This is a genomic window from Streptomyces sp. NPDC004732, assembly GCF_040609235.1.
Lineage (GTDB): Bacteria > Actinomycetota > Actinomycetes > Streptomycetales > Streptomycetaceae > Streptomyces.
This window is the reverse complement of sequence record NZ_JBEXJR010000012.1, coordinates 142,449-161,660: the sequence shown is the minus strand read 5'-3', so window position 1 is coordinate 161,660 and position 19,212 is coordinate 142,449. Positions and strand designations below refer to the sequence as shown.

Sequence of the window (19,212 nt, the reverse complement as noted above, 5' to 3'; positions counted from 1 at the left end):
TGGGACACATGGCAGAGCGATTCATCGAAGTCTCCCTCGCCAAGCGAGGGGTTCAGTGCACGGCAAAACTGCTCGACGACCGGGCTCCGGTGACCTGCGCGGCGGTGTGGGAGGCACTGCCGCTCGGCTCGGACGTCTATCACGCGAAGTATGCGCGCAACGAGATCTATGCCCTCTTTCCGGCTTTCGCGGACCGTGAGCCGCCGCTGGAGAATCCGACAGTCACTCCCATCCCGGGAGATCTCTGTTATTTCTCCTTCTCCGGTACGGAACTGGGCACCCAGGCGTACGGATACGAGGCCGAGGCCGACGTCCAGGCAGGCACCACCGTCGTCGACCTGGCCCTCTTCTACGAACGGAACAACCTGCTCCTGAACGGTGACGTCGGATGGGTCCCCGGCATCGTCTGGGGCCAGATCGTCGATGGCCTCGACCGGATGGCCGAGGCCTGCAACGACCTGTGGCGTGCGGGCGCCCAGGGCGAGACGCTGAACTTCCGCCGCGCCTGAGGCGCGTTCAGCCGAGTGCGGGCGGCGCGATGGCGGCGCTGCCCGACTCGTACAGCGCGTGCGCGGCACGGAGCACCACCGTGTCCGCGTGCCGCGCCGCGACGATCTGCACCCCGATGGGCAGGCCGTCGTCGTCGACCCCGCAGGGCACCGTCGCGGCGGGCTGCTGGGTGAGGTTGAAGGGGTACGTGAACGGGGTCCAGCCGGTCCAGCGCCGGTGCCCCGACCCCTTCGGCACCTCGACGCCCGCCTCGAACGCGGTGATCGGCAGCGTCGGCGTGACCAGCAGGTCGTGCGTCGAGTGGAAGCGGCCCATGCGGCGCCCGAGATCCATCCGGATGTCGACGGCCGTGAGGTAGTCCAGCGCGCTGTACCGCGCGCCCTGCCCGCAGATCTCCCGCAGCCCCGGGTCGAGCAACTCCCGTTGTGCGGGCGACAGATGCTGTACGACGCGCGCCGCCCCGCTGAACCACAGGGTGTGGAAGGCCTCCACCGGGTCGGAGAAGTCGGGGTCGGCCTCCTCGACGTACGCGCCCTGCGCCGCGAGCGACTCCACGGCCCTGCGCACCGCCGCCGCGACGGCGGGACGCACCGCGACCTGCCCGCCCAGCGAGGGGGAGTAGGCGACACGCAGCCCGCGCACGCCCCCGTCCAGGCCCGTACGGAAGCTCCCCGCCACGGGGCCGAGCTGCGACCAGTCGCGGTCGTCGGGGCCCGTGATGACCTCCATCATCAGGGCCGCGTCCGCCGCGTCGCGCGTCATCGGCCCGACGTGGGCGAGCGTGCCGAACGGGCTCGCGGGATACAGCGGCACCCGGCCGTACGTCGGCTTCAGCGCGAAGATCCCGCAGAACGACGCCGGGATCCGCACCGAGCCGCCGCCGTCCGTGCCGAGCGAAAGGGGGCCCGCACCGACCGCCACGGCGGCCGCGCTGCCCCCGCTGGAGCCGCCGGACGTCCGCGACGGATCATGCGGATTCCGGGTGATACCGCTCTGCGGTCCGTCCGTCACACCCTTCCAGCCGAACTCCGGTGTCGTGGTCCGCCCGATGAACACCGCGCCGTGCTCGCGCAGCCGGGCGACCGCAGGTGCGTCCTCGTTCCACTTGCCCTCCGGACGCACCGTCCGCGAGCCGCGCAGCGTCGGCTCGCCGCGGAGCAGGAGCAGGTCCTTCACCGACACCGGAACGCCGTCCACCAGGCCCTGCGGCGCACCCCGCCGCCACCGCTCCGCGCTGGCCTCGGCCTGCGACAACGCCGCATCCTGCGTCAGCCGCACGAAGGCGTTCACCGCGGGCTGGGTCTCCTCGGCCCGGCGCAGGGCGGCACGGACCGCGTCGACCGGACTGAATTCGCCCTTGCGATAGCCATTGACGAGTTGTACGGCCGTGAGATCCGCGAGCTCGGTCATGCAGGCTCCTCAGCAGACGGGGGGTGATCAATGACCTGGGACATACCCACGTTCCTTGTCGACCACGTTCGTCAGCGGCCGGTCCGCCGCCCACGCCTCGAACAGCTCGACGAACTGCGCGCCCAGCGCGTCGCGCCAGCCGATCGTGTCGCCGCTCATGTGCGGGGAGACGAGCAGTCCCGGCGTCGTCCACAGCGGGGAGTCCGCGGACAGCGGCTCGTTCTCGAACACGTCGAGGGCGGCGCCCGCGATCCACCGCTTGGACAGGGCCTCGACCAGGTCGTCCTCGACGACGAGGGGCCCGCGCCCGATGTTGATGAACCGCGCCGACGGCTGCATGAAGCCGAAGCGCCGCGCGTCGAACATGCCCCGCGTGTCGTCCGTGAGCGGCGCCGCGCACACCACCCAGTCGGCCCGCGCCATCAGCCGGTCGAGCTCCTCCGTGGCGTGCACCCCGGGCCGCGCCGTGCGGCCCACCAGGGCGGTGATGATGCCGAGCCCCTTCAGCGTGCGCACGATGGCCCGCCCGATGGGCCCCGAGCCGACCACGCACGCGCGCGTGCCCGCGATCCGCTGGGTCTCGCGGTGGCGCCAGGAGCGCTCGCGCTGCAGCTCCAGGGTGCGCGGCAGATCCTTGGCCATGGCGAGCACCAGCGCGGCCACGTACTCCGCGATGGGCTGGTCGAAGACGCCCCTGGCGTTGGTCACCACGGTGTCGGACGCGGCGAGTTCGGGGCACATCAGATGGTCCACGCCCGCGCTCGCGGTGTGCACCCAGCGCGGCCGCGGCCCCTCGCCGGGCCAGGCGCGGCGCACCGCGTCCGAGGTGAAGTCCCAGACCAACAGCGCGTCGGCGAGGGGCAGTCGCTCGGCCAGCGTGGCCTGGTCGGCGTGGAGGATCCGGGCCTGCCCGGCCAGGCTTCCGAGGCGTGGCGGCGGGGTCGGTGGCGCGGCGTCAAGGACGAGGACGGTCGTTTCGGAAACCGACGGGACACCGTTTCGCAATGAGATTCCGCTTCCCTGTTCAGAGGTACGGCCGAGCCCCGTCACAAAGTCGGCTCAGCCGTCTGAGATGTGCGGATTGACCACGCTCGCACCCGAACCTACCTTCGTCAACAGAGGCACTGCTGTACCGGCTCTCCAAGAACCAGTACTCTCCGTGCTGCCGATTGCACACGCTGTGTTGGTACGCCCGCGCAGCGACTCCCCGTCCCGACGTCCCGGCGCGTCGCCGGCATCGCTCGTCCCCGGCCCCCGGCCGGTCCCTGAATACACGCACGAACTTGGGGACTGCTCATGGACGTCTCTTTTCTCGGCGGACCACACCCACAGCGAGGTGTAGGTGTCGTCGCCCCCTTCGACTTCGTCCTCGACCGCGAACTGTGGCGCTGGATCCCGGACGAGGTCTCCCTTCATCTGACCCGGACGCCGTACGTGCCAGTGGAGGTCAGCCTCGACCTCGCGCGCCTGGTCAGCGAGCACGAGACCCTCGCCGAGGCGGTCCGCGCACTCACCGCCGCCGAGCCCGAAGTCCTTGCGTACGCCTGTACGTCGGGCAGCTTCGTCGGCGGCACACCGGGTGAACGCGCGATGTGCGAGGCCATGACCCGCGAGGGCGCGGTCGCCTCGGTGACCACCTCGGGCGCACTCCTGGAAGCCCTCGACGAACTGGGCGCGCGGCGCATCGCGCTCGTCACGCCCTACACCTGGTCGGTCACCCAGTCCCTGGAGGAGTACCTGGCGGAGGCGGAGGTGGCCGTTGCGGGACGCGCCTACCTCGGCCTCACCCGGCACATCTGGAAGGTGCCCTACCGGGACGTGGCCGACATGGCACGCCGCGCGGTCCGCGGCAGCGAAGGCGGCGTGGACTGCCTCTTCATCAGCTGCACGAACCTGCCGACGTACGACGTCATTCCGCAACTGGAAGCGGAACTGCGGATGCCGGTGATCTCCGCGAACCAGGTGACGATGTGGTCCGCACTGCGTCGACTGGGTACCCGTGCGGTAGGGCCCTATCAGGCACTGATCGATCCGACGGCGAGGCCGGGCGCGAGTCCGCTGAACCCGCCGGCACCGCCCCAGGGCCTGCCCGAAGTACCACCCGCAGAAGGAGGAGGCTGGACGTGACGGCACTCGGATTTCTCTACCCGGGGCACTCGGCCGAGGACGACTACCCCCGCATGGAGCAGATGCTCGGCAGCGACATCCGGCTGCAGGTCGTCCACACGGACATCGGTGAGGACGCGCACCGGGTCGACGCGCTGCTCGAAATGGGCTCCGCCGACCGGCTCGCCGCGGGCGTCGAGGAGCTGCGGCTCTCCGGCGCGGAGGCGGTCGTGTGGGCGTGCACCAGCGCCAGCTTCGTCTTCGGCTGGGAGGGCGCGCACGACCAGGTCCGCAAGCTGGCCGTGACGGCAGGACTGCCCGCCTCGTCGACGTCGTTCGCCTTCGCCCACGCCGCGCGCGAGGTGGGAGCCACCCGCGTCGCGGTCGCGGCGACCTATCCGGAGGACGTGGCCGGGCACTTCTCTGCGTTCCTGAAGGACGCGGGCGTGGAGGTCGTGGCGGCGAGGGGGAGCGGCATCATCACGGCGGCGGAGGTCGGCACGTGGGGCCACGACGAGGTCTTCGCGCTGGCCCGCGCGGGCGACCACCCGGACGCCGAGGCGCTGCTCCTGCCGGACACGGCCCTGCACACGGCGGCGTACGTCCGTGATCTGGAGGCCGAGCTCGGCAAGCCCGTCCTGACGGCGAACCAGGTCACGGTCTGGGAGGCCCTGCGGCTCGCCTCGCGGCGCGTGAACGCCCCGGCGCTGGGCGCCCTCTTCACGAAGGAGCCCCTGGTCCAGGTCAAGGGCTGAGGATCAGCCTCACCACCGTTAACGTCTGGACGGATCCGGAGACGTAGTACAGGACGATCGCGCCGTCGACCGTGGCCTCCCTGCGGTCGGGGTCGTCCCGCACGGGCGTGGAGCCGTGGCCGTACGGATACCGGCCCACGGTGCGGGACAGCGCGGCGCGGAACGCGTCGGCGTCACCCATCTTGGAGAGGGTGTCGTCGGCGGGCGGCGCGTAGGTGACGCGGTGCGCCCTGCGGTGGCGCGGGCTCATGACGTGCCCCGACGCTCGGCCTCGTCGGAGGCCAGCCGGGCGAGGCGGGCCTCGGCGTCGGGATCGGGCACGGCCTCCAGCATCCAGTGCCGCATCACCGCGTGGATCTCGTCGACCCCCGCCGCGTTGATGGCCCGGTCGAACTCCGCGCGCCGGTCCGCGGGCAGGGCGGCGCGGATGTCGGGGATGGTGTTGGGCACCTCGACCTCGACTCCGTCGACGAGGGTCTTCCGGGGATCAGCCATGCCCAGCACCGTAGTCGGGCGGCCGCGCCGACGTGCGGGGAATAAAACGGAGTGTGCCTCCTGTTCCCGGATTCGTGGCCACGCGAGCCGGTTCCGTGCCCACGAGAGAGCCACGAGACGACGTACGCACGCAGCGCAGGAGGCACCCCAAGTGACAGTGGACCCCACCGACGACGGCATCCACGGCGAGCGGCACGGCACCGCGCCGGTACCCCTGTCCGTGCTCGACCTCGTCACCGTCGGCGCGGGGCGCACCGCCACCGACGCCCTGCGCACCAGCGTCGACATCGCCAAGCTGGCCGAGGCCCGCGGCTACCACCGCTACTGGGTCGCCGAGCACCACTCCATGCCCGGCGTCGCCTCCTCGTCCCCGGCCGTGATCCTCGCCCACCTAGCCGCCCACACCGGACGCATCCGGCTCGGCTCGGGCGGCGTCATGCTGCCCAACCACGCGCCGCTCGTCATCGCCGAACAGTTCGGCACCCTGGAGGCGATGGCCCCGGGCCGCGTCGACCTGGGCCTCGGCCGCGCCCCCGGCACGGACGGCGCCACCGCCGCCGCCCTGCGCCGCACCCAGCGCCTCAACGAAGGCGCCGACGACTTCCCCGAGCAGCTCGCCGAGCTCACGCGCTTCCTGGACGACGACTTCCCCGACGGCCACCCCTACCGCCGCATCCACGCCGTCCCAGGTCCCGTCCAGGCGACCTCGCCCGGCGGCGTCCAGTCCCCGCACCGCCCGCCGCTCTGGCTGCTCGGCTCCTCCGGCTTCAGCGCCCGCCTCGCCGGTGTCCTGGGTCTGCCGTTCGCCTTCGCGCACCACTTCTCCGCGCAGAACACGATCCCGGCGCTCGACCTCTACCGCGAGTCGTTCAAGCCCTCTGCGCTCCTTGCCGCCCCGTACGCCCTCATCGGCGTCTCCGCGCTGGCGACCGAGGACGAGAACGAGGCCAGGCGCCAGGTCATGGCCGCCGCCCTGAACATGGTCCGCCTGCGCACCGGCCGCCCCGGCCTCGTGCCCACCCCCGAGGAGGCGGCGGCGCACGAGTTCACCGAGATGGAGCGGGAGTTCATCACCACCTGGAACTCCAACGTCATCCACGGCACCCCCGACCAGGTCCGCAGCGGCCTGGACGACCTCGCCAAGCGCACGGGCGCCGACGAGCTCATGCTCACCGCCAACGCCCACAGCGGCGAGGCACGCCTGCGCAGCTACGACCTGATCGCGGACGCGTACGGCCTGCCCAAGGCGTAACCACCCCTGCGCCGGAGGGGCCGACCGCTCAGGCGGCCCCGTCCAGCAGTATGGAGATACGATCCGCCGCGACCGGCCGGGAGTAGAGCCAGCCCTGTCCCGTGTCGCAGCCGATCCGCCGCAGCCGCGTGGCCTGGGCGGCCGTCTCCACGCACTCCGCGGTGACCGTGAGCCCCAGCCGGTGGGCGAGCTGCACCATCGCCTCGACGATGACCTCGTCGGCGGGGTTGGTGTGCTCCTCGCCCTCCTCGTACTGGAAACCCCGTACGAAGGAGCCGTCCAGCTTGAGGACGGAGACGGGGAGCCGGCTCAGGTAGGCCAGGTTCGAGTAGCCCGTCCCGAAGTCGTCGATGGCGATCCGCACGCCCATGTCGCTGAGCGCCTGCAGCGCCTGGAGCGGGCGGCCCGCCGAGCCCATCACGGCGGACTCGGTGAGCTCCAGCTGCAGGAGGTGGGCGGGCAGCCCGGTCTCGGCGAGGATCTCCGCGACGTCCGCGACGAGGTCCGAGTCCCACACCTGCCGCACCGCCACGTTGACGCTGACGAACACGGGCTCCCGCTCCGGGTGCTCCAGCTGCCAGCGCCTGGCCTGCAGACACGAGCTCCGCAGCACCCAGCGGCCCAGCTGCACGATCGAACCGTCCTCCTCGGCCAGTCCGATGAACCGATTCGGCGTCAATAGGCCGAACTGCGGATGCTGCCAGCGCACCAGCGCCTCGACGCCGTGCAGGCCCTCGTCGTCGAGCCCCACCAGCGGCTGGTACTCCAGGACGAACTCGCCGCGCTCGACCGCGGGCCGCAGCGAGCTCGCGAGGGCCTGCCGGGTCATCCGGTGGGCGTTGCGCTCGGGGTCGAACAGCGTCCAGCGGGCCTTGCCGTCGGTCTTCGCCCAGTACAGCGTGGTGTCGGCGGCCTGCATCAGACCCGTCGTCGTGGTGCCCGCGGCGCGCCGCTCCACGACGCCGATGGACGCGGAGACGGAGAGCCGCTGCCCGGACAGGTCGAATGGTTCCTGCAGCGCCTTCAATGTCGTGTCGGCGAGCTCGGCCAGCTGATCGGTGCCGGTCGAGTCCTCCACGAGCAGCGCGAACTCGTCGCCGCCGAGCCGCGCGACCAGCGGCGCCGTCGATCTGCCGTACCCGGCCCGGTCGGCGCAGCGCGTGAGCCGCTCCGCGACGGCGGCGAGCAGCCGGTCGCCGACCCGGTGGCCGAGGGTGTCGTTGACCGCCTTGAACCCGTCGAGGTCGAGGTAGCAGAGCCCGATCCGGCCGGTGCTCGTGTCGTCGTACGTCCCCGCCTCCAGGGCGGTCGCGAGGCGCTCGAAGAACAGGTTGCGGTTGGGCAGCCGGGTCACCGGGTCGTGCATCTGCACATGGCGCAGCCTGGCCTGCAGCTCGCGGCGCGTGCTGATGTCGGCGGCGGCGAGCAGGACGGCGCCGCCCTCGTCCCGGTCGACGGGCTCCGGCATCGGCGAGACGGTGATCTGCACCCAGAGGGAGTGCCCGTCGGGGTGCTTCAGGCGCCGGGTGCAGCGCAGCTTGGCCTGTCGGCCGCGCAGCACCTCGCGGTACGCGTGCCAGGTGCGGGCGTCGGAGGCCAGATCGATCAGGTCGGCGGCGACGCGCCCGGTGAGCGCGCCGGGGGCCGCGCCGAAGAGGGCGGCCATGGCGTCGTTGGCGCTGATGACGAGGCCCTCGCCGTCGACGACCGCGAGGGGGAGGGGCGCGGTCGCGAAGGCGCCGCGGTAGTCGGACCCGTCGATTCGGCGACGCTCCGTGACGTCGGTACGGGTTCGGTCGGGCGCTGTGACCGTGGATGCGGTCCCTTCGGACGTTCCGTTCACCGCTTGCTCCCGCAGTGCAGTTTGTTGCCGGACAGGTCTTGTCGGGCGGCGGGCAGGGGGCGGGCGGCGGTGGGGGGACCGGGCCCGCGCAGGAAAGTGTGCCGATCATAGAGGCTGGCCAGAGGCCCGTTCCAGCCGTGCCACCGGGCCGGGTGGGGTGCACCGTCGTCGGCAGATCGTTTCTGCTCGGCCCTGAACTGGTTCCGTTGCGACCCGATCGATTGTGACGTTCCGTGAGCGATCGGGGTGTCGTGCCCTTGTTCCGTACTCACTCGGAAGGGCCAGACAAACAGGGCGTACTTCAACAAAACATCACAAGGTGGGTGAGGTGTCCCGCATTCCGCACCCGGAGGTCGACGTGCCGCGTCAGCTCCCCCCTTGGGGACTCACCCGTGGAGGGGAGAACTCCCGCCTGCGCAGCACCGCCGCCTTCCTCACCTCGCTGACCGCCCTGGCCGCCACCTCACTGGTCGCGGGCCCCGCGATCGCCGATTCCACCGCGGGACCGTGCGCCCTGCGCCGCACCGCCGCGCACCACTCGGAGGGCCTCGACACCTGGAACACCGCCTACCCGCGCCCGGCCAGGACCCTGAACGCGGTGATGGTGTTCCTCTCCTTCCCCGACTCGCCGCCGCAGACCACCCCCGACGAGCTGACCGCCGACTACTTCCCGGCCACCAGCCAGTTCTTCGAGCGCGCCTCGTACGGCAAGTTCGCGCTGCGCCCGCACCCCCAGCGCGAGTGGGTCGAGATGCCGCGGAACTCCCTCTCGTACGCCATACAGCGCGACTGGAACCCCAAGCGCCGCGCCGCCTATCTGCGGGACGCGGTGGCCGCCGCCGATCCGCACGTGGACTTCTCGCGGTACGACGTCGTGTACTTCGTCGCGGACCCGGACGCGCCCGGCGTCGACTCGGACGCCACGAAGGTGGTGAACTTCGACCGGCCGATGCGGGCCGACGGCACGGACATCCGGCGCATCGTCACCGTCTTCGAGCGGCACCCGCCGGACCGCAACGTCCTGGCCCACGAGACGGGCCACGTCTTCGACCTGCCCGACCTGTACCACCGGCCCACCGACGGCAAGGGCGACTGGGACACCTACGTCGGCGACTGGGACGTCATGGGCAGCCAGTTCGGGCTCGCCCCCGACCTCTTCGGCTGGCACAAGTGGAAGCTGGGCTGGCTGGCACCGCGGCAGGTGCGGTGCGTCGGCCTGGGGACGGAGCGGCTGACCATGGAGCCGCTGGCGGCCCCCGTCGCGCCGGGCGCCCTCGGCGGCACCCGGCTCGCCGTGGTCCGCACGGGCCGGGACAGTGTGCTCGCCCTGGAGGTGCGCGGCTCCACGGGCAACGACCACGCGACGTGCACGGAGGGCGTGCTCGCCTACGAGGTGCGGAACGAGACGGCGTCGGGCGGCGGCCCCGTCGAGGTCGTCGACGCCCATCCGGAGTCGGAGTCCTGCTGGGGCGACTCGGTGTATCCGCAGCTGGCGGACGCGCCGGTGCGGGTGGGGGAGAGCTTCACGGTGCCGGGCCACGACGTGCGCGTCGAGGTGGCGGGGCGGACGGCGTCCGGGGCGTGGACGGTGCAGGTCACGGCGGGCTGAGGTGGCGTACGAGCTGCTCGCGCCGATACGCAAGAAGCCCCTCGCTTCCGCGAGGGGCTTCTCACCGTCTGTGCGCCGCCAGGGACTCGAACCCCGGACCCGCTGATTAAGAGTCAGCTGCTCTAACCAACTGAGCTAGCGGCGCCTGCTGACGTCGTAGACCTTAGCACTCTGATCGCCGCCAGGAAAAATCGATATGCGCACGGCGGACGACACCGCGGAACGGGCCGCGCGGACGCACGCCCAGAGGGCCACCTCGGGCCCCGGGAGCCACGGATGCCGGGTGCCCGGGGCCACCAGCCAGCGCGATCCCAGGCGGCCGCCGGGCGCGGTGCACGGGGTGCCCTCGGTGGCTTCCGGGGCCTCGGCGGGGGTGGTGAGCGGCGGCACGGTGACCGCGTCGCCCGTGCCGTGACAGAGCACGGAAGGGACCGCCGCACCCCACTCCTCCCACTCCAGGAGGGCGGGCAGGCGCTGTGCGGTGCCGGGGGCGGTGAAGAGCAGGACGCGGCCGCGGTGCGCGGCGACCGGGCCCGATCCCGGGCCCTCCTCCCATAACCGGTCGAGCATCCGCCGCCCGAAGACCGCGGGGACGCTCACCACGTCGAACGCGGAGCCGCAGGGGAGCACTGCGGGGGCGGTGGGGCGGCTGCGCCAGTGGGTGAGGGCGCTCCGCGGATACGTTTCGGCGGAGGCCAGCCAGGCGGCTCCCTCGGCGGTGACGTCGTCACAGGCGTCGTGGGCGGGCCCGGTGGGGGACGGGCCGCCGACGGGGGACGGGGCGGTGTGGAGGGATGTACTGCTCATGGCAGGTACGTCTACCGGTAGTGAAGGTTCCATTTCTGGGGGTTACGGGAAATCGGGACAGGAGGGGGCGGGGTGGGGTACCTTGCCCCCTCTGTCATATGCCAGACGATCTTGAGCCGCTAACGCTTCTCGGCGCCGCCCCGCAGCAGATCACGGCCGAACTCGACCATCTTCTTCGCGTAGTCCTCGGTCCACTCCGCGCGCTCCGCGATCAGCGCGGGCGTCATCCGGTCGAAGCGGCGGGGGTCGGCGAGCTGGGCGGCCGCGATCGCCTGGAACTCGACGGACCGGTCCGTGGCGGCGCGGAACGCGTGGGTCAGCTCGGTCGCGCGGTCAAGCAGCTCGCGCGGGTCCTCCATCGACTCCAGGTCGAAGAAGTGCTCCGGGTCGGCACCGGCCTCCGCCGGTTCGAAGAGCAGCGGCGCGGGCCGCATGCGCTGTTCGGTCCGGGGCCGCTCGGGCTCCGCCATGGTTGTTCCTCCTCGTACGGGGGGACGCGCCGTCCGTGCGGCGTTCCGGCCGTCTCCCATTGTCCCTTGCCGCACAAGTGGGCCACGGGGCCCGCGCGGTGGCGTACCTCTCAGCGCGGCAGGGCCGGTCCTCACTACGCTGACCGGGAGTGCGGACGCGACCGGTGGGGGGACCATGACGCGGCACGGCGGGGACCCGGACGACTTCGCATGGCCCTGGCCGCACGCGGCCGACGTGGCCCGCTACCGGGACGTCGTCCAGGGCTGCCTCTGGGAGCCCCGGCTGCGCCAGTACTACGGCCTGCGCCTCGCGGTCTCGCCCGACGCCCTGGAGCGGACCGCCTACGGACGCACCTTCGTCGACGTGGTGCACGACGAGACGCGCGTGGAGTACGAGCTCTACCGGCGGACCGCGGACCTCCTCGCCCACCATCGAAGGCGGCGCGCCGAGTTCGGTGGGGCGCCCGCGCCGGACGCCTGGCTGCGGGCCTGGGCGTTGCTGGCGCTCGCCTGCCTCCTGTGGTGGACGGCCGGCGCCTGGCTGGTCGACGGCCGCGGCGCCGAGTGGACCGGCCGCGCCCTGGTGGGCGGCCTCCTGCTCGGCGCGCTCGTGGTGGCCGTCCGCCCCGACTCGCGCCGTCGCGTGGTGGCGGCGGTGGGCCTGATCTGGTCCGGCGGCGCGGCACGACGGCTCGGACGGCGGCTGATCGCGCGGCGCGAGGAGTGGCAGCGGGCCCTTGAGGAGAACGGCGTGCTGCCCGGCCTCGAGGAGGCGGCAAAGGACCTGCTCGGCCCGGAGTGGGAGCAGTTCCTCTCCGGCGAATCCTTCGACGGGCTGCGGGAGTTGCACAGTCCGCAGTACGTGGTCCTCAGCGCCGCCGAGCAGCAGCTGAAGCAGCGGATGAACCAGATCCACGGCGGCACGATCGCGGTCTGCGGGCCGCGCGGCGCGGGCAAGAGCACCCTGCTGAGGGCGTGCTCCACCCATCAGCAGGAGACGCCGCGCGACTTCTCCGTGTTCGTCAGCGCCCCGGCCGAGTACAGCCCGCACGAATTCCTGCTCGCGCTCTTCGGGAAGGTGTGCGCGGGCTATCTGGACGAATTCGGCACGGGCGTGCCGGACCTCGGCGAGTACCGGCCCCGCAGGCGCCGCGCGCTGACGGCGGGGTTGCACGCGTTCCGCTGGCTGGTGCGGATGGCCCTTGCCCTGGGGGCGATCGCCGCCGGGCTCTACCAGGCCGCGCTCTGGTCCCGGGAGGAGTTCGTCTCGCCGCAGGACGTGGACCGGATGCGGGAGAGCGGCGCGGACGCCTGGGCGAGCGCGGTCGGCTTCTGGCAGGACCATCCGTGGATCGTCGGCATCCCGCTCGTGTACGTGGGCCTACGGCTGCTGCCGTCCTTCCGGCGCCCGGTGCGGGCGGGGGTGTCCCTCGACGAGAGGTGCGTACGGCACCTGGCAAGGCTGCGCACGGTGCGGAACACCACGACCGGGACGAGCCTCGGCCTCCCGCAGGTCCTGGGCGCGGCGACCACCGCCTCCAGCTCCACGTCTGTCTCGTCCGTGCCGTTCACCTTTCCCGAACTGGTCGCCGAATACCGCGAGTTGCTCGAAGCCATCGCCGACGAGGTGGGACGGTGGCACGGCGTCCGCGTGGTCATCGCCATCGACGAACTCGACCGGCTCGGCGACATGGAGACGGCCCGGAAGTTCCTCGGGCAGATCAAGGCCGTCTTCGGCGTCCGGAACGTCTGCTACCTCATCTCGGTGGCGGAGGACATCGGCGCCGCCTTCGCCCGGCGCAGCCTGCCCCACCGGGACGCCACCGACAGCTCCATCGACGACACGTTCTACGTACCGCCGCGCACCACAGGGGAATCGGAGCAGATACTCGCCCGGCGGGCCGAGAGCCTCGGCCACCCCTTCGTGCTGCTGGCGCACGTCCTGTCCGGCGGGATACCGCGCGACCTCATCCGCTACGCACGCCGCCTCGCCGGGGCGCAGCACGACGCCACGCAGGGGGAGGAGCGGGACCTGATCCGGCGGGTCGTCCAGGAGGAACTGGTCAACACGCTAGAGGGGTTCCGTACGCTGCTGGCCCTGACGGACGCGGGGCCCGGGGGCGGCCCGCTGATGAGCCGCCTCCACGCGCTGGTCCGACTGCTGCACCCGGCGTACGGTGCCGACGAGCGGGAGATCGAGGCGCGCCTGCGGGAGTTGGCGGGGGACGTCGGCACGGCACCGACCGGCGAACCCGCGCGGCCCGACGGCCCGGATCCTGCCGCCCCCGAGCCGGACGCGGGCGGCGGCCTGCGCCACGAGGTGGTCGTCTGCACGTACTTCGCCCTGACACTCCTCCAGGTGTTCGGCAGGCCCGACCTCGACCCGCGGCGCCGACGAGCCCAGAGCAAGGGACCGGACGGCGAACTCGACCGGCTCGCCGAGGCGCGCCAGGAGCTGGCCATCTCCCCGTACAGCGCACACACGATCCTCGACCGCTTCCGCGCGGCATGGGAGCTGCCCCGGATCGTGCCGCCGCAGCTCCCCTAGTGCCCGGTGCTCCGCGGGCCCAGTAGTCGCCCCGTCAGGGGCGCGGGGAACTGCGCGACCAGCCACCTACCAGCCGCAGACGCGTCTGCCGAGATCCACGCAGACGCGTCTGCGGCTTCTCGAGGGCTGAGCGCGCAGTTCCCCGCGCCCCTAACGGGGCCGCCAGGCCACCCGGTGTTCCGCGAGGCGGGCCAGGACCGCGTGGTTGGCCTCCCAGCCGTCGGGGAACTTGACCGTGACTCCGAGTTGGACCGGTTCCGTGGACGGGTGGTCGTCGAGCAGGGTGCCGACGCCCGCCCGGCAGACCACGATGCAGGCGTGGCGGTGCCGGGATGCCAGGACGCAGAGGCGGCCCGTCTCCAGGTGGAACGCCGTGGCGTCGGGGCGGCCCGAGAGGGGGTGCAGGACGACCGTCACGTCGTACTCACGGCCCTGGAGGCGGTTGGCCGTGTCCACCGTGACGTCCATGACGCCCAGGTCGGCGAGGGCGGCCCGGACCGCGGCCGCCTGGTCGCGGTGGGCGGTGCCGACCGCGATGCGGTCCGCGGTGAGCGGTGTGGGGTCGGGGCCGCGCTCCGACGTGGCCGCGCCGCCGCGGTCCAGGAGGCGGCGGACGACCTGGGCCAGCGCACGGACCGCCTCCGGGTCCGTGCGCGGCGTGTTCCGCGCGGGCAGTTCGAGGAGGCCCCAGCCCGCCTCCGCCGCCTCGTCGATCACCCGGTCGGGGCCCGAACCGTCCGACGGCACCGCGAAGTTCAGCGAACGGTCCCCGGGGCCCGTGCCGCTGCGGAAGGGTGTGTAGGGATAGAACGCGTCCGAGACCAGGGGCGCGGCCGAGGCCGGTAGCCGCCAGGACACCGGCAGGCGGTGCTGCGGCAGCTCGGGATTGTGGGCCAGGAGCGTCGCCACGGCGGACGCCGACGGGTCGTAGGAGAGACCCGCCCACTGCTCCGCGCCGACGATCGAGAACGGGTCCAACTGCCCCGGGTCGCCCACGAACAGCGCCCGCTCGAAGAGCCCCGCCACGGCGAGCAGCGCGTCCGAACGCATCTGGTACGCCTCGTCGACGATGGCGTGCCCCCACGGCGCGTCGAGCTGCCCGGCGTCGACGTGCGCCCACTTCGCGGCCGTCGAGATGACGACGTCCAGGCCCGCCAGGTCGCCCGCCTTCGTCGACTTGCGCACGTTCGCCAAGTCGTCGAGCGCCTTGTCGTACGGATCGGGGTCGCTGCTGTGCAGACGGCCCACGGGAAGCTCGGGATCCTTCTCGGCGAGCCGCAGGACGAGATCGTCCACCTGCGCGTTCGTCTGTGCGATGACCATCAGCGGGCGGCCCGCCGCGGCCAGTTCACGGGCCGCGCGGACCACGAGCGTCGACTTCCCCGCGCCGGGCGGGGAGTCGACCACGACGCCGCGGTGCGTGCCGTGCAGCGTGTCGTGGAGGATCGCCTCCGTGGCGCGCGCGGCCTCGGCGCCGGGGTCGAAGGAGGCGCCCGCGGGCGGGGCGAGCTGCATCACAGGGTGTCCTCCGCGGTCACGGGGTCGGGGCTCTCTGCGGTGGTCGACGGCGGCCCGCCGTGCGTCCACGGGGTGTCCTCGGGGTCCGGCAGCTTGGGGCCGCCGCGCTGCTCGTGCTCGAAGAGCGTCCAGCAGATCCGGTCGCCCTTGCCGGGGACGGACCCGGCATCGGGCTCCTTGCCGCGGCCCATCTTGTCGGTGATCCGCAGCACGACCGTCCCCTTGCCGTCCTCGCCCTCACCCTCGTACGCCACGAACTCCGCGGTCTGCGGCTTGCCGCCGAGCGCGCGGTACACCTTCGTGCGCTCGCCGAGGTGCGGGTGGTCGTCCGTGCGGACGGTGACGAGCGGGCGCGGCCGCGGGCTCTTGGCCTCGCTGTACGCCATGACGACCTCCGTCACCTCGCCGACGAAGGCCTCGCCCGCGAGGCGGCGGCCCGCCATCACCAGGGGGTCGTCGAGGGCCTCCTGGGCGTCCAGGCGGGCCTGCTCGCGCTCGCGGGTCGCCAGCTTGTTCGCCGCGGTGACCGCGTCGTCGACGCGGGGCTGCGGCGGCTCGCCCGCCGTCACGCGGTCGCGGTGGGCGGTGAACGACCAGCGGTCGCGGGTCCACCGGTCGGTGGCGTGCGGGGCCTCGGGGAGCGTGCACAGGGCGTCGAGGCCGCGCCACACGGCGTCCCAGGTGGGGCGGGTCCTGGTCTCGATCAGCGCGTGGATCTCCCGCTCGGCGGCGGTCAGCCGTGCCAGCCGCTCGTCCGCCTCGATGCCGTCCTCGGCGGCCGCCAGGGCGCTGCGCGCGCGGTCGTAGCGCTCCATGGCCGGGGCCAGCAGGTCGTTGTCGAACGCCGGGTCCGTGGCCGGGCCCGCGGGCGGGCAGAGGAGCTGGCCGTCCCCGTCGCGGGCCAGCTCGGCGCGGAGCGCGGCAGCGGCGCCCGAGGTGCCCTCAGGGGCCTCGATCCAGGCGAGCAGGGCGCCCAGGTGCTGGTCCTCCAGGCTGGACTGGCCCGTCGCCCAGTGCCGGGAGAGCAGCTCGGTCATGGCCGTGAGCAGCGACGACCCGGGGACGCGGGCGCGCTCCCCGAAGTGCGTCAGCCAGCGGCCGAGGAGGGGGACGCGGGGCGGGGCGGGATGGGGCGCCTCGGGATCCTGCTCCGCGGTGCGGCGAAAGCGCGTGGAGCGGCCGAGGAGCCGGACGAACTCGATGCCCGCGCGGCTCGGCACGATCAGCTGCGGGGCGTCCGCGCAGAGCTCGACCTCGACCTTGACGCGCTTGCGGGTCTCCGGGTCGGTCTCGTTGCGCTCGGCGGCCTCGACGTCTTCCGCGTACCCGTCGACGTACGGCAGGACGATCTCGGCGAGCTGGGCGAGGAACGTGAAGCGCAGGTCGCGGTCGCGGGGCTGGGGCACGACGAGGAGGCGCGGCGATGTCCGCTCCGTCCCGACGAGGGCGCCGAGCGGCGCGCCCGCCTCACCGGCGGTGATCAGGGGGACCAGCACCAGGGGGCGCTGGGAGATGTGCCGGTGCCGCACCGTGGCCCGCGGCTGTGCGCGGCCGGTGGCGACCGCCTCCAGCCGGGCGAGGCTGTCGATCAGCGACAAGGTCGTCCCTCTTTCGTCCGCGGGTCCTGCCGGTCCTGCCGGTGCTGACGGTCTCGACGGTCTCGACGGTCCTGACGGTCCGGGGTCAGCGCGACGCACCCCCCGAGGCCCCCACGCCGGAGAGCGCCTCCTGCCGCAGCCCCGCCGCCCTGCGCAGCGCCGCCACCGCCGGGTCGTCCGGATCGCCCGCCGTGCCGCGGGCGGCCGCGAGCACCTCGCCGATGGACGTCAGACCGCCGAGATCGCCGCGGATCGAGCGGCCGAGGGACGTCACCTCGCCCTCCTCGCGGGCCCGCTCCCGGCAGTGGAAGGCCAGCTCGCAGGCGGCCAGGCACTCGGGGGCATACGTCGCGGGGACCGACTCGACCGCCGCCGTCAGCTCCGCGGCGGGGCGCCGCACGTCGAAGGTGGTGCCCGGCGGCAGCTCCGCCGCGATGTCCTCGACGCGGGTCAGCCTGGCCAGCTGGCGGCGGGTCACCGAGAGCTGCTTGCGGACGTCGACCGCGGACGCCGACGGCAGGTTCGAGAAGTCCTTCGGGCAGACCAGGAGCACGTGGTGCCGCACCCGGGGAGCCGGGTCCATGCGCTCGGCGACCTGCTCCAGCGCCAGTGCGTACACCGCGGACTGGCGGGCGGCTCCGCCGACCTTCGCCGCGTCCGCCGAGCCGTCGATCATCGGGAAGGACTTGATCTCGACGACCGTCCAGCCGCCGTCCGGATGGACCACCACCGCGTCCGGCTCCAGGAACGCGGGAGTCCCCGCGACGTCCAGCGCCAGCATGGGGTGGTCGAGGAGCGTCCAGCCGCCGGAAGCGGTCGCGTCCCGCAGCGCGAGCGCGGTCCGCGCGGCACGCCCCTCGGGGCCCGCCGCCGACAGGTCGGGCACCGCCGCCTCGCCCGGCACGGGCTCGGGCCCGCCGCCCAGCCTGCCGTGCGTCAGCCGCAGCAGCTCCGCCCCGCCGTCGGCCTTGACCCGCGCCTCGAAGGCATTGCCCCGCATGAACGCGAACTGGGACTGGCCGAAGCCGGACGGCGAGCCCAGCGACTCCGCGAGCGCCGTCTTGTCCACGCCCGCGCCGTCAAGGAGTGCGCGCCGTCTGCACCCCGGGTTGGCCGCGAGCGCGGCCAGCGCCCGGGCGTCCAGCGGCCGCGCGGCAAGGTCCGCGCCGCGCAGCTCAGTGAGCTGCTGCCGGAGCGCCGTCCCCTGCCTCTGCGGGGTGTCCTGCGTCGGCTGGGCGGGCACTCGACTCGGCGCCGTGGGGGGCACTCTGCTTGCGCTGTCGGGGAATTCGCTCACCTGTCGAAGTCTGGCACCCGGGACTGACAATTGAGGACTCTGTGGCGGACGAGGGCTCGGTGGTCGACAGGAAGCGCGCCCGCAGCCGGTTCGTCACGGGCTCCGTGAGCCGCTGCACGGGCCGCACGAGCAGCAGTCCGACGCCCATCACGGCGGCGCCCGCGACGGCGTCGAAGAAGTAGTGGTTGGCGGTGCCCATCACCACGATCGTGGTGATCAGCGGGTACGCGACGGCGGCCACCTTGGTGAGCGGCGAGCGGCCGCAGCGCCACAGCATCACGCCGCACCACAGCGCCCACCCGACGTGCAGGCTGGGCATGGCCGCGTACTGGTTGGTCATCCCGCCGAGCCCGCGCGGCGCGCTCGCCTCGCCGCCCCACCAGCCGAAGTCGCTGTACTGCGCCATGGTGTCGACGAAGCCGTAGCCCTTGCTCAGCAGCCGGGGCGGACAGGTCGGCAGGAGCGTGAAGCCGATCAGGCCGATCATGGTGGAGGTCATCAGCCAGGCGCGTGCCGCCCGGTAGTGGACCGCGCGGCTGCGGAAGAGCCAGATGAGGACCGCGGGCGTGACGAGGTAGTGCAGTGAGGCGTACCAGAAGTCCGCGGGGACACCGATCCAGGCGTTGCTGGTGAACAGGCGGTTCAGCGGGCTCTCCGCGTCGAGACGCAGGAACTGCTCGGCCTTGAGGATCCCCACGCCGTGATCGATCGCACTGGCGACGTCGCCCCGCACGATCAGCCGGCCCGCTGAGTACGCGGCGTACACCAGCACGATCAGTGGCAGCTCGGTCCACCAGCGGAGCCGGTGCCCGGTTATGCCCGTGGTGCCCGGCATGTCGGTCTTCGGCATCCGGTAGGTCCCCCATCGTCTCTGTTCATGCGGCGTATACCGCCGCCTCACTTTACGGCGGTCGCCGGGGTGGTCGAGGCATCCCCCGGTCGTCTTAGACGCAGAGATCGGCGACCGGGTTGCCAGGCAGGGTGAGTGCTCTGC

17 protein-coding genes and 1 tRNA gene are annotated in these 19,212 nt (G+C 72.9%); 6 read left to right on the top strand and 12 right to left on the bottom strand.

Translation table 11 applies throughout. From position 1 onward, the window contains the following. The first annotated feature begins 8 nt into the window (after positions 1-8). Complete coding sequence (locus ABZV77_RS32865; protein WP_356264871.1) at positions 9-509, top strand: DUF3830 family protein; 501 nt, start codon at positions 9-11, stop codon at positions 507-509. 7 nt (positions 510-516) lie between these two features. Here the strand turns inward: ABZV77_RS32865 and ABZV77_RS32860 are convergent, their stop codons facing one another. Next, on the bottom strand, positions 517-1,920 hold the full coding sequence (locus tag ABZV77_RS32860; RefSeq protein WP_356264868.1) for an amidase: 1,404 nt from the start codon (positions 1,918-1,920) through the stop codon (positions 517-519). A 27-nt stretch (positions 1,921-1,947) separates the two neighbouring features. Beyond that, complete coding sequence (locus ABZV77_RS32855; RefSeq protein WP_356264865.1) at positions 1,948-2,925, bottom strand: D-2-hydroxyacid dehydrogenase; 978 nt, start codon at positions 2,923-2,925, stop codon at positions 1,948-1,950. A 291-nt stretch (positions 2,926-3,216) separates the two neighbouring features. Between ABZV77_RS32855 and ABZV77_RS32850 the strand changes: the two genes are divergently transcribed. Both ABZV77_RS32850 and ABZV77_RS32845 read left to right on the top strand, forming a co-directional pair. Continuing rightward, positions 3,217-4,047, top strand: coding sequence for a decarboxylase (locus ABZV77_RS32850; RefSeq protein WP_356264862.1), 831 nt, complete (start codon positions 3,217-3,219; stop codon positions 4,045-4,047). After that, a complete protein-coding gene (locus ABZV77_RS32845; protein WP_356264859.1) occupies positions 4,044-4,781 on the top strand; it encodes a decarboxylase in 738 nt (245 codons plus the stop codon). Before ABZV77_RS32850 ends, ABZV77_RS32845 begins: the two co-directional genes overlap by 4 nt. Here ABZV77_RS32845 and ABZV77_RS32840 read toward each other — a convergent pair. Further along, positions 4,771-5,031 (bottom strand): hypothetical protein, encoded by a 261-nt coding sequence (locus ABZV77_RS32840; RefSeq protein ID WP_356264857.1) that lies wholly within the window; start codon positions 5,029-5,031, stop codon positions 4,771-4,773. The two genes, ABZV77_RS32845 and ABZV77_RS32840, sit on opposite strands and share 11 nt — an antisense overlap. Next, a complete protein-coding gene (locus tag ABZV77_RS32835; RefSeq protein ID WP_356264855.1) occupies positions 5,028-5,276 on the bottom strand; it encodes a hypothetical protein in 249 nt (82 codons plus the stop codon). Before ABZV77_RS32835 ends, ABZV77_RS32840 begins: the two co-directional genes overlap by 4 nt. A gap of 151 nt (positions 5,277-5,427) precedes the next feature. On the opposite strand from ABZV77_RS32835, the gene ABZV77_RS32830 reads away from it, so the two are divergent. Beyond that, positions 5,428-6,528 carry an LLM class flavin-dependent oxidoreductase gene (locus ABZV77_RS32830; RefSeq protein ID WP_356264853.1) on the top strand — a complete coding sequence of 367 codons (1,101 nt, stop codon included), beginning with the start codon at positions 5,428-5,430 and terminating at the stop codon, positions 6,526-6,528. A 28-nt stretch (positions 6,529-6,556) separates the two neighbouring features. Here the strand turns inward: ABZV77_RS32830 and ABZV77_RS32825 are convergent, their stop codons facing one another. Continuing rightward, positions 6,557-8,371 carry an EAL domain-containing protein gene (locus tag ABZV77_RS32825; protein WP_356264850.1) on the bottom strand — a complete coding sequence of 605 codons (1,815 nt, stop codon included), beginning with the start codon at positions 8,369-8,371 and terminating at the stop codon, positions 6,557-6,559. Positions 8,372-8,699: 328 nt separating this feature from the next. Between ABZV77_RS32825 and ABZV77_RS32820 the strand changes: the two genes are divergently transcribed. Next, positions 8,700-9,980, top strand: coding sequence for a M6 family metalloprotease domain-containing protein (locus ABZV77_RS32820; RefSeq protein WP_356264847.1), 1,281 nt, complete (start codon positions 8,700-8,702; stop codon positions 9,978-9,980). A 71-nt stretch (positions 9,981-10,051) separates the two neighbouring features. On the opposite strand, the gene ABZV77_RS32815 is transcribed toward ABZV77_RS32820, so the two are convergent. The 3 genes from ABZV77_RS32815 to ABZV77_RS32805 all read right to left on the bottom strand — a co-directional run bounded on the left by ABZV77_RS32815 (position 10,052) and on the right by ABZV77_RS32805 (position 11,257). Beyond that, a tRNA-Lys gene (locus tag ABZV77_RS32815) sits at positions 10,052-10,125 on the bottom strand. Further along, a complete protein-coding gene (locus ABZV77_RS32810; RefSeq protein ID WP_356264844.1) occupies positions 10,116-10,787 on the bottom strand; it encodes a bifunctional DNA primase/polymerase in 672 nt (223 codons plus the stop codon). The genes ABZV77_RS32815 and ABZV77_RS32810 overlap by 10 nt, the downstream gene beginning before the upstream one ends. Before the next feature lie 119 nt (positions 10,788-10,906). Next, positions 10,907-11,257, bottom strand: a complete 351-nt coding sequence (locus ABZV77_RS32805; RefSeq protein WP_356264842.1) for a hypothetical protein — start codon at positions 11,255-11,257, stop codon at positions 10,907-10,909. A gap of 175 nt (positions 11,258-11,432) precedes the next feature. Between ABZV77_RS32805 and ABZV77_RS32800 the strand changes: the two genes are divergently transcribed. Further along, complete coding sequence (locus ABZV77_RS32800; protein ID WP_356264839.1) at positions 11,433-13,805, top strand: P-loop NTPase fold protein; 2,373 nt, start codon at positions 11,433-11,435, stop codon at positions 13,803-13,805. Positions 13,806-13,955: 150 nt separating this feature from the next. Here the strand turns inward: ABZV77_RS32800 and ABZV77_RS32795 are convergent, their stop codons facing one another. The 4 genes from ABZV77_RS32795 to ABZV77_RS32780 form a co-directional block, all read right to left on the bottom strand. Then, the gene (locus ABZV77_RS32795) at positions 13,956-15,320 is read right to left on the bottom strand and encodes an AAA domain-containing protein (RefSeq protein ID WP_356264837.1); all 1,365 of its coding nucleotides are present in this window, start codon (positions 15,318-15,320) and stop codon (positions 13,956-13,958) included. After that, positions 15,320-16,921: a hypothetical protein gene (locus ABZV77_RS32790; RefSeq protein ID WP_356264834.1), complete on the bottom strand. Its 1,602-nt coding sequence runs from the start codon at positions 16,919-16,921 to the stop codon at positions 15,320-15,322. Before ABZV77_RS32790 ends, ABZV77_RS32795 begins: the two co-directional genes overlap by 1 nt. Before the next feature lie 85 nt (positions 16,922-17,006). Further along, entirely contained in the window at positions 17,007-18,164 is a 1,158-nt protein-coding gene (locus ABZV77_RS32785; protein WP_356264831.1) for a hypothetical protein, read from the bottom strand. Further along, entirely contained in the window at positions 18,097-19,068 is a 972-nt protein-coding gene (locus ABZV77_RS32780) for a phosphatase PAP2 family protein (RefSeq protein WP_356264828.1), read from the bottom strand. Before ABZV77_RS32780 ends, ABZV77_RS32785 begins: the two co-directional genes overlap by 68 nt. Between the last annotated feature and the right edge of the window lie 144 nt (positions 19,069-19,212).

Coding starts and splice junctions, on each gene's coding strand:
- ABZV77_RS32795 (WP_356264837.1), bottom strand. CDS start 15,320: ATGCAGCTCGCCCCGCCCGCGGGCGCCTCCTTCGACCCCGGCGCCGAG.
- ABZV77_RS32865 (WP_356264871.1), top strand. CDS start 9: ATGGCAGAGCGATTCATCGAAGTCTCCCTCGCCAAGCGAGGGGTTCAG.
- ABZV77_RS32810 (WP_356264844.1), bottom strand. CDS start 10,787: ATGAGCAGTACATCCCTCCACACCGCCCCGTCCCCCGTCGGCGGCCCG.
- ABZV77_RS32860 (WP_356264868.1), bottom strand. CDS start 1,920: ATGACCGAGCTCGCGGATCTCACGGCCGTACAACTCGTCAATGGCTAT.
- ABZV77_RS32835 (WP_356264855.1), bottom strand. CDS start 5,276: ATGGCTGATCCCCGGAAGACCCTCGTCGACGGAGTCGAGGTCGAGGTG.
- ABZV77_RS32800 (WP_356264839.1), top strand. CDS start 11,433: ATGACGCGGCACGGCGGGGACCCGGACGACTTCGCATGGCCCTGGCCG.
- ABZV77_RS32805 (WP_356264842.1), bottom strand. CDS start 11,257: ATGGCGGAGCCCGAGCGGCCCCGGACCGAACAGCGCATGCGGCCCGCG.
- ABZV77_RS32780 (WP_356264828.1), bottom strand. CDS start 19,068: ATGCCGAAGACCGACATGCCGGGCACCACGGGCATAACCGGGCACCGG.
- ABZV77_RS32850 (WP_356264862.1), top strand. CDS start 3,217: ATGGACGTCTCTTTTCTCGGCGGACCACACCCACAGCGAGGTGTAGGT.
- ABZV77_RS32840 (WP_356264857.1), bottom strand. CDS start 5,031: ATGAGCCCGCGCCACCGCAGGGCGCACCGCGTCACCTACGCGCCGCCC.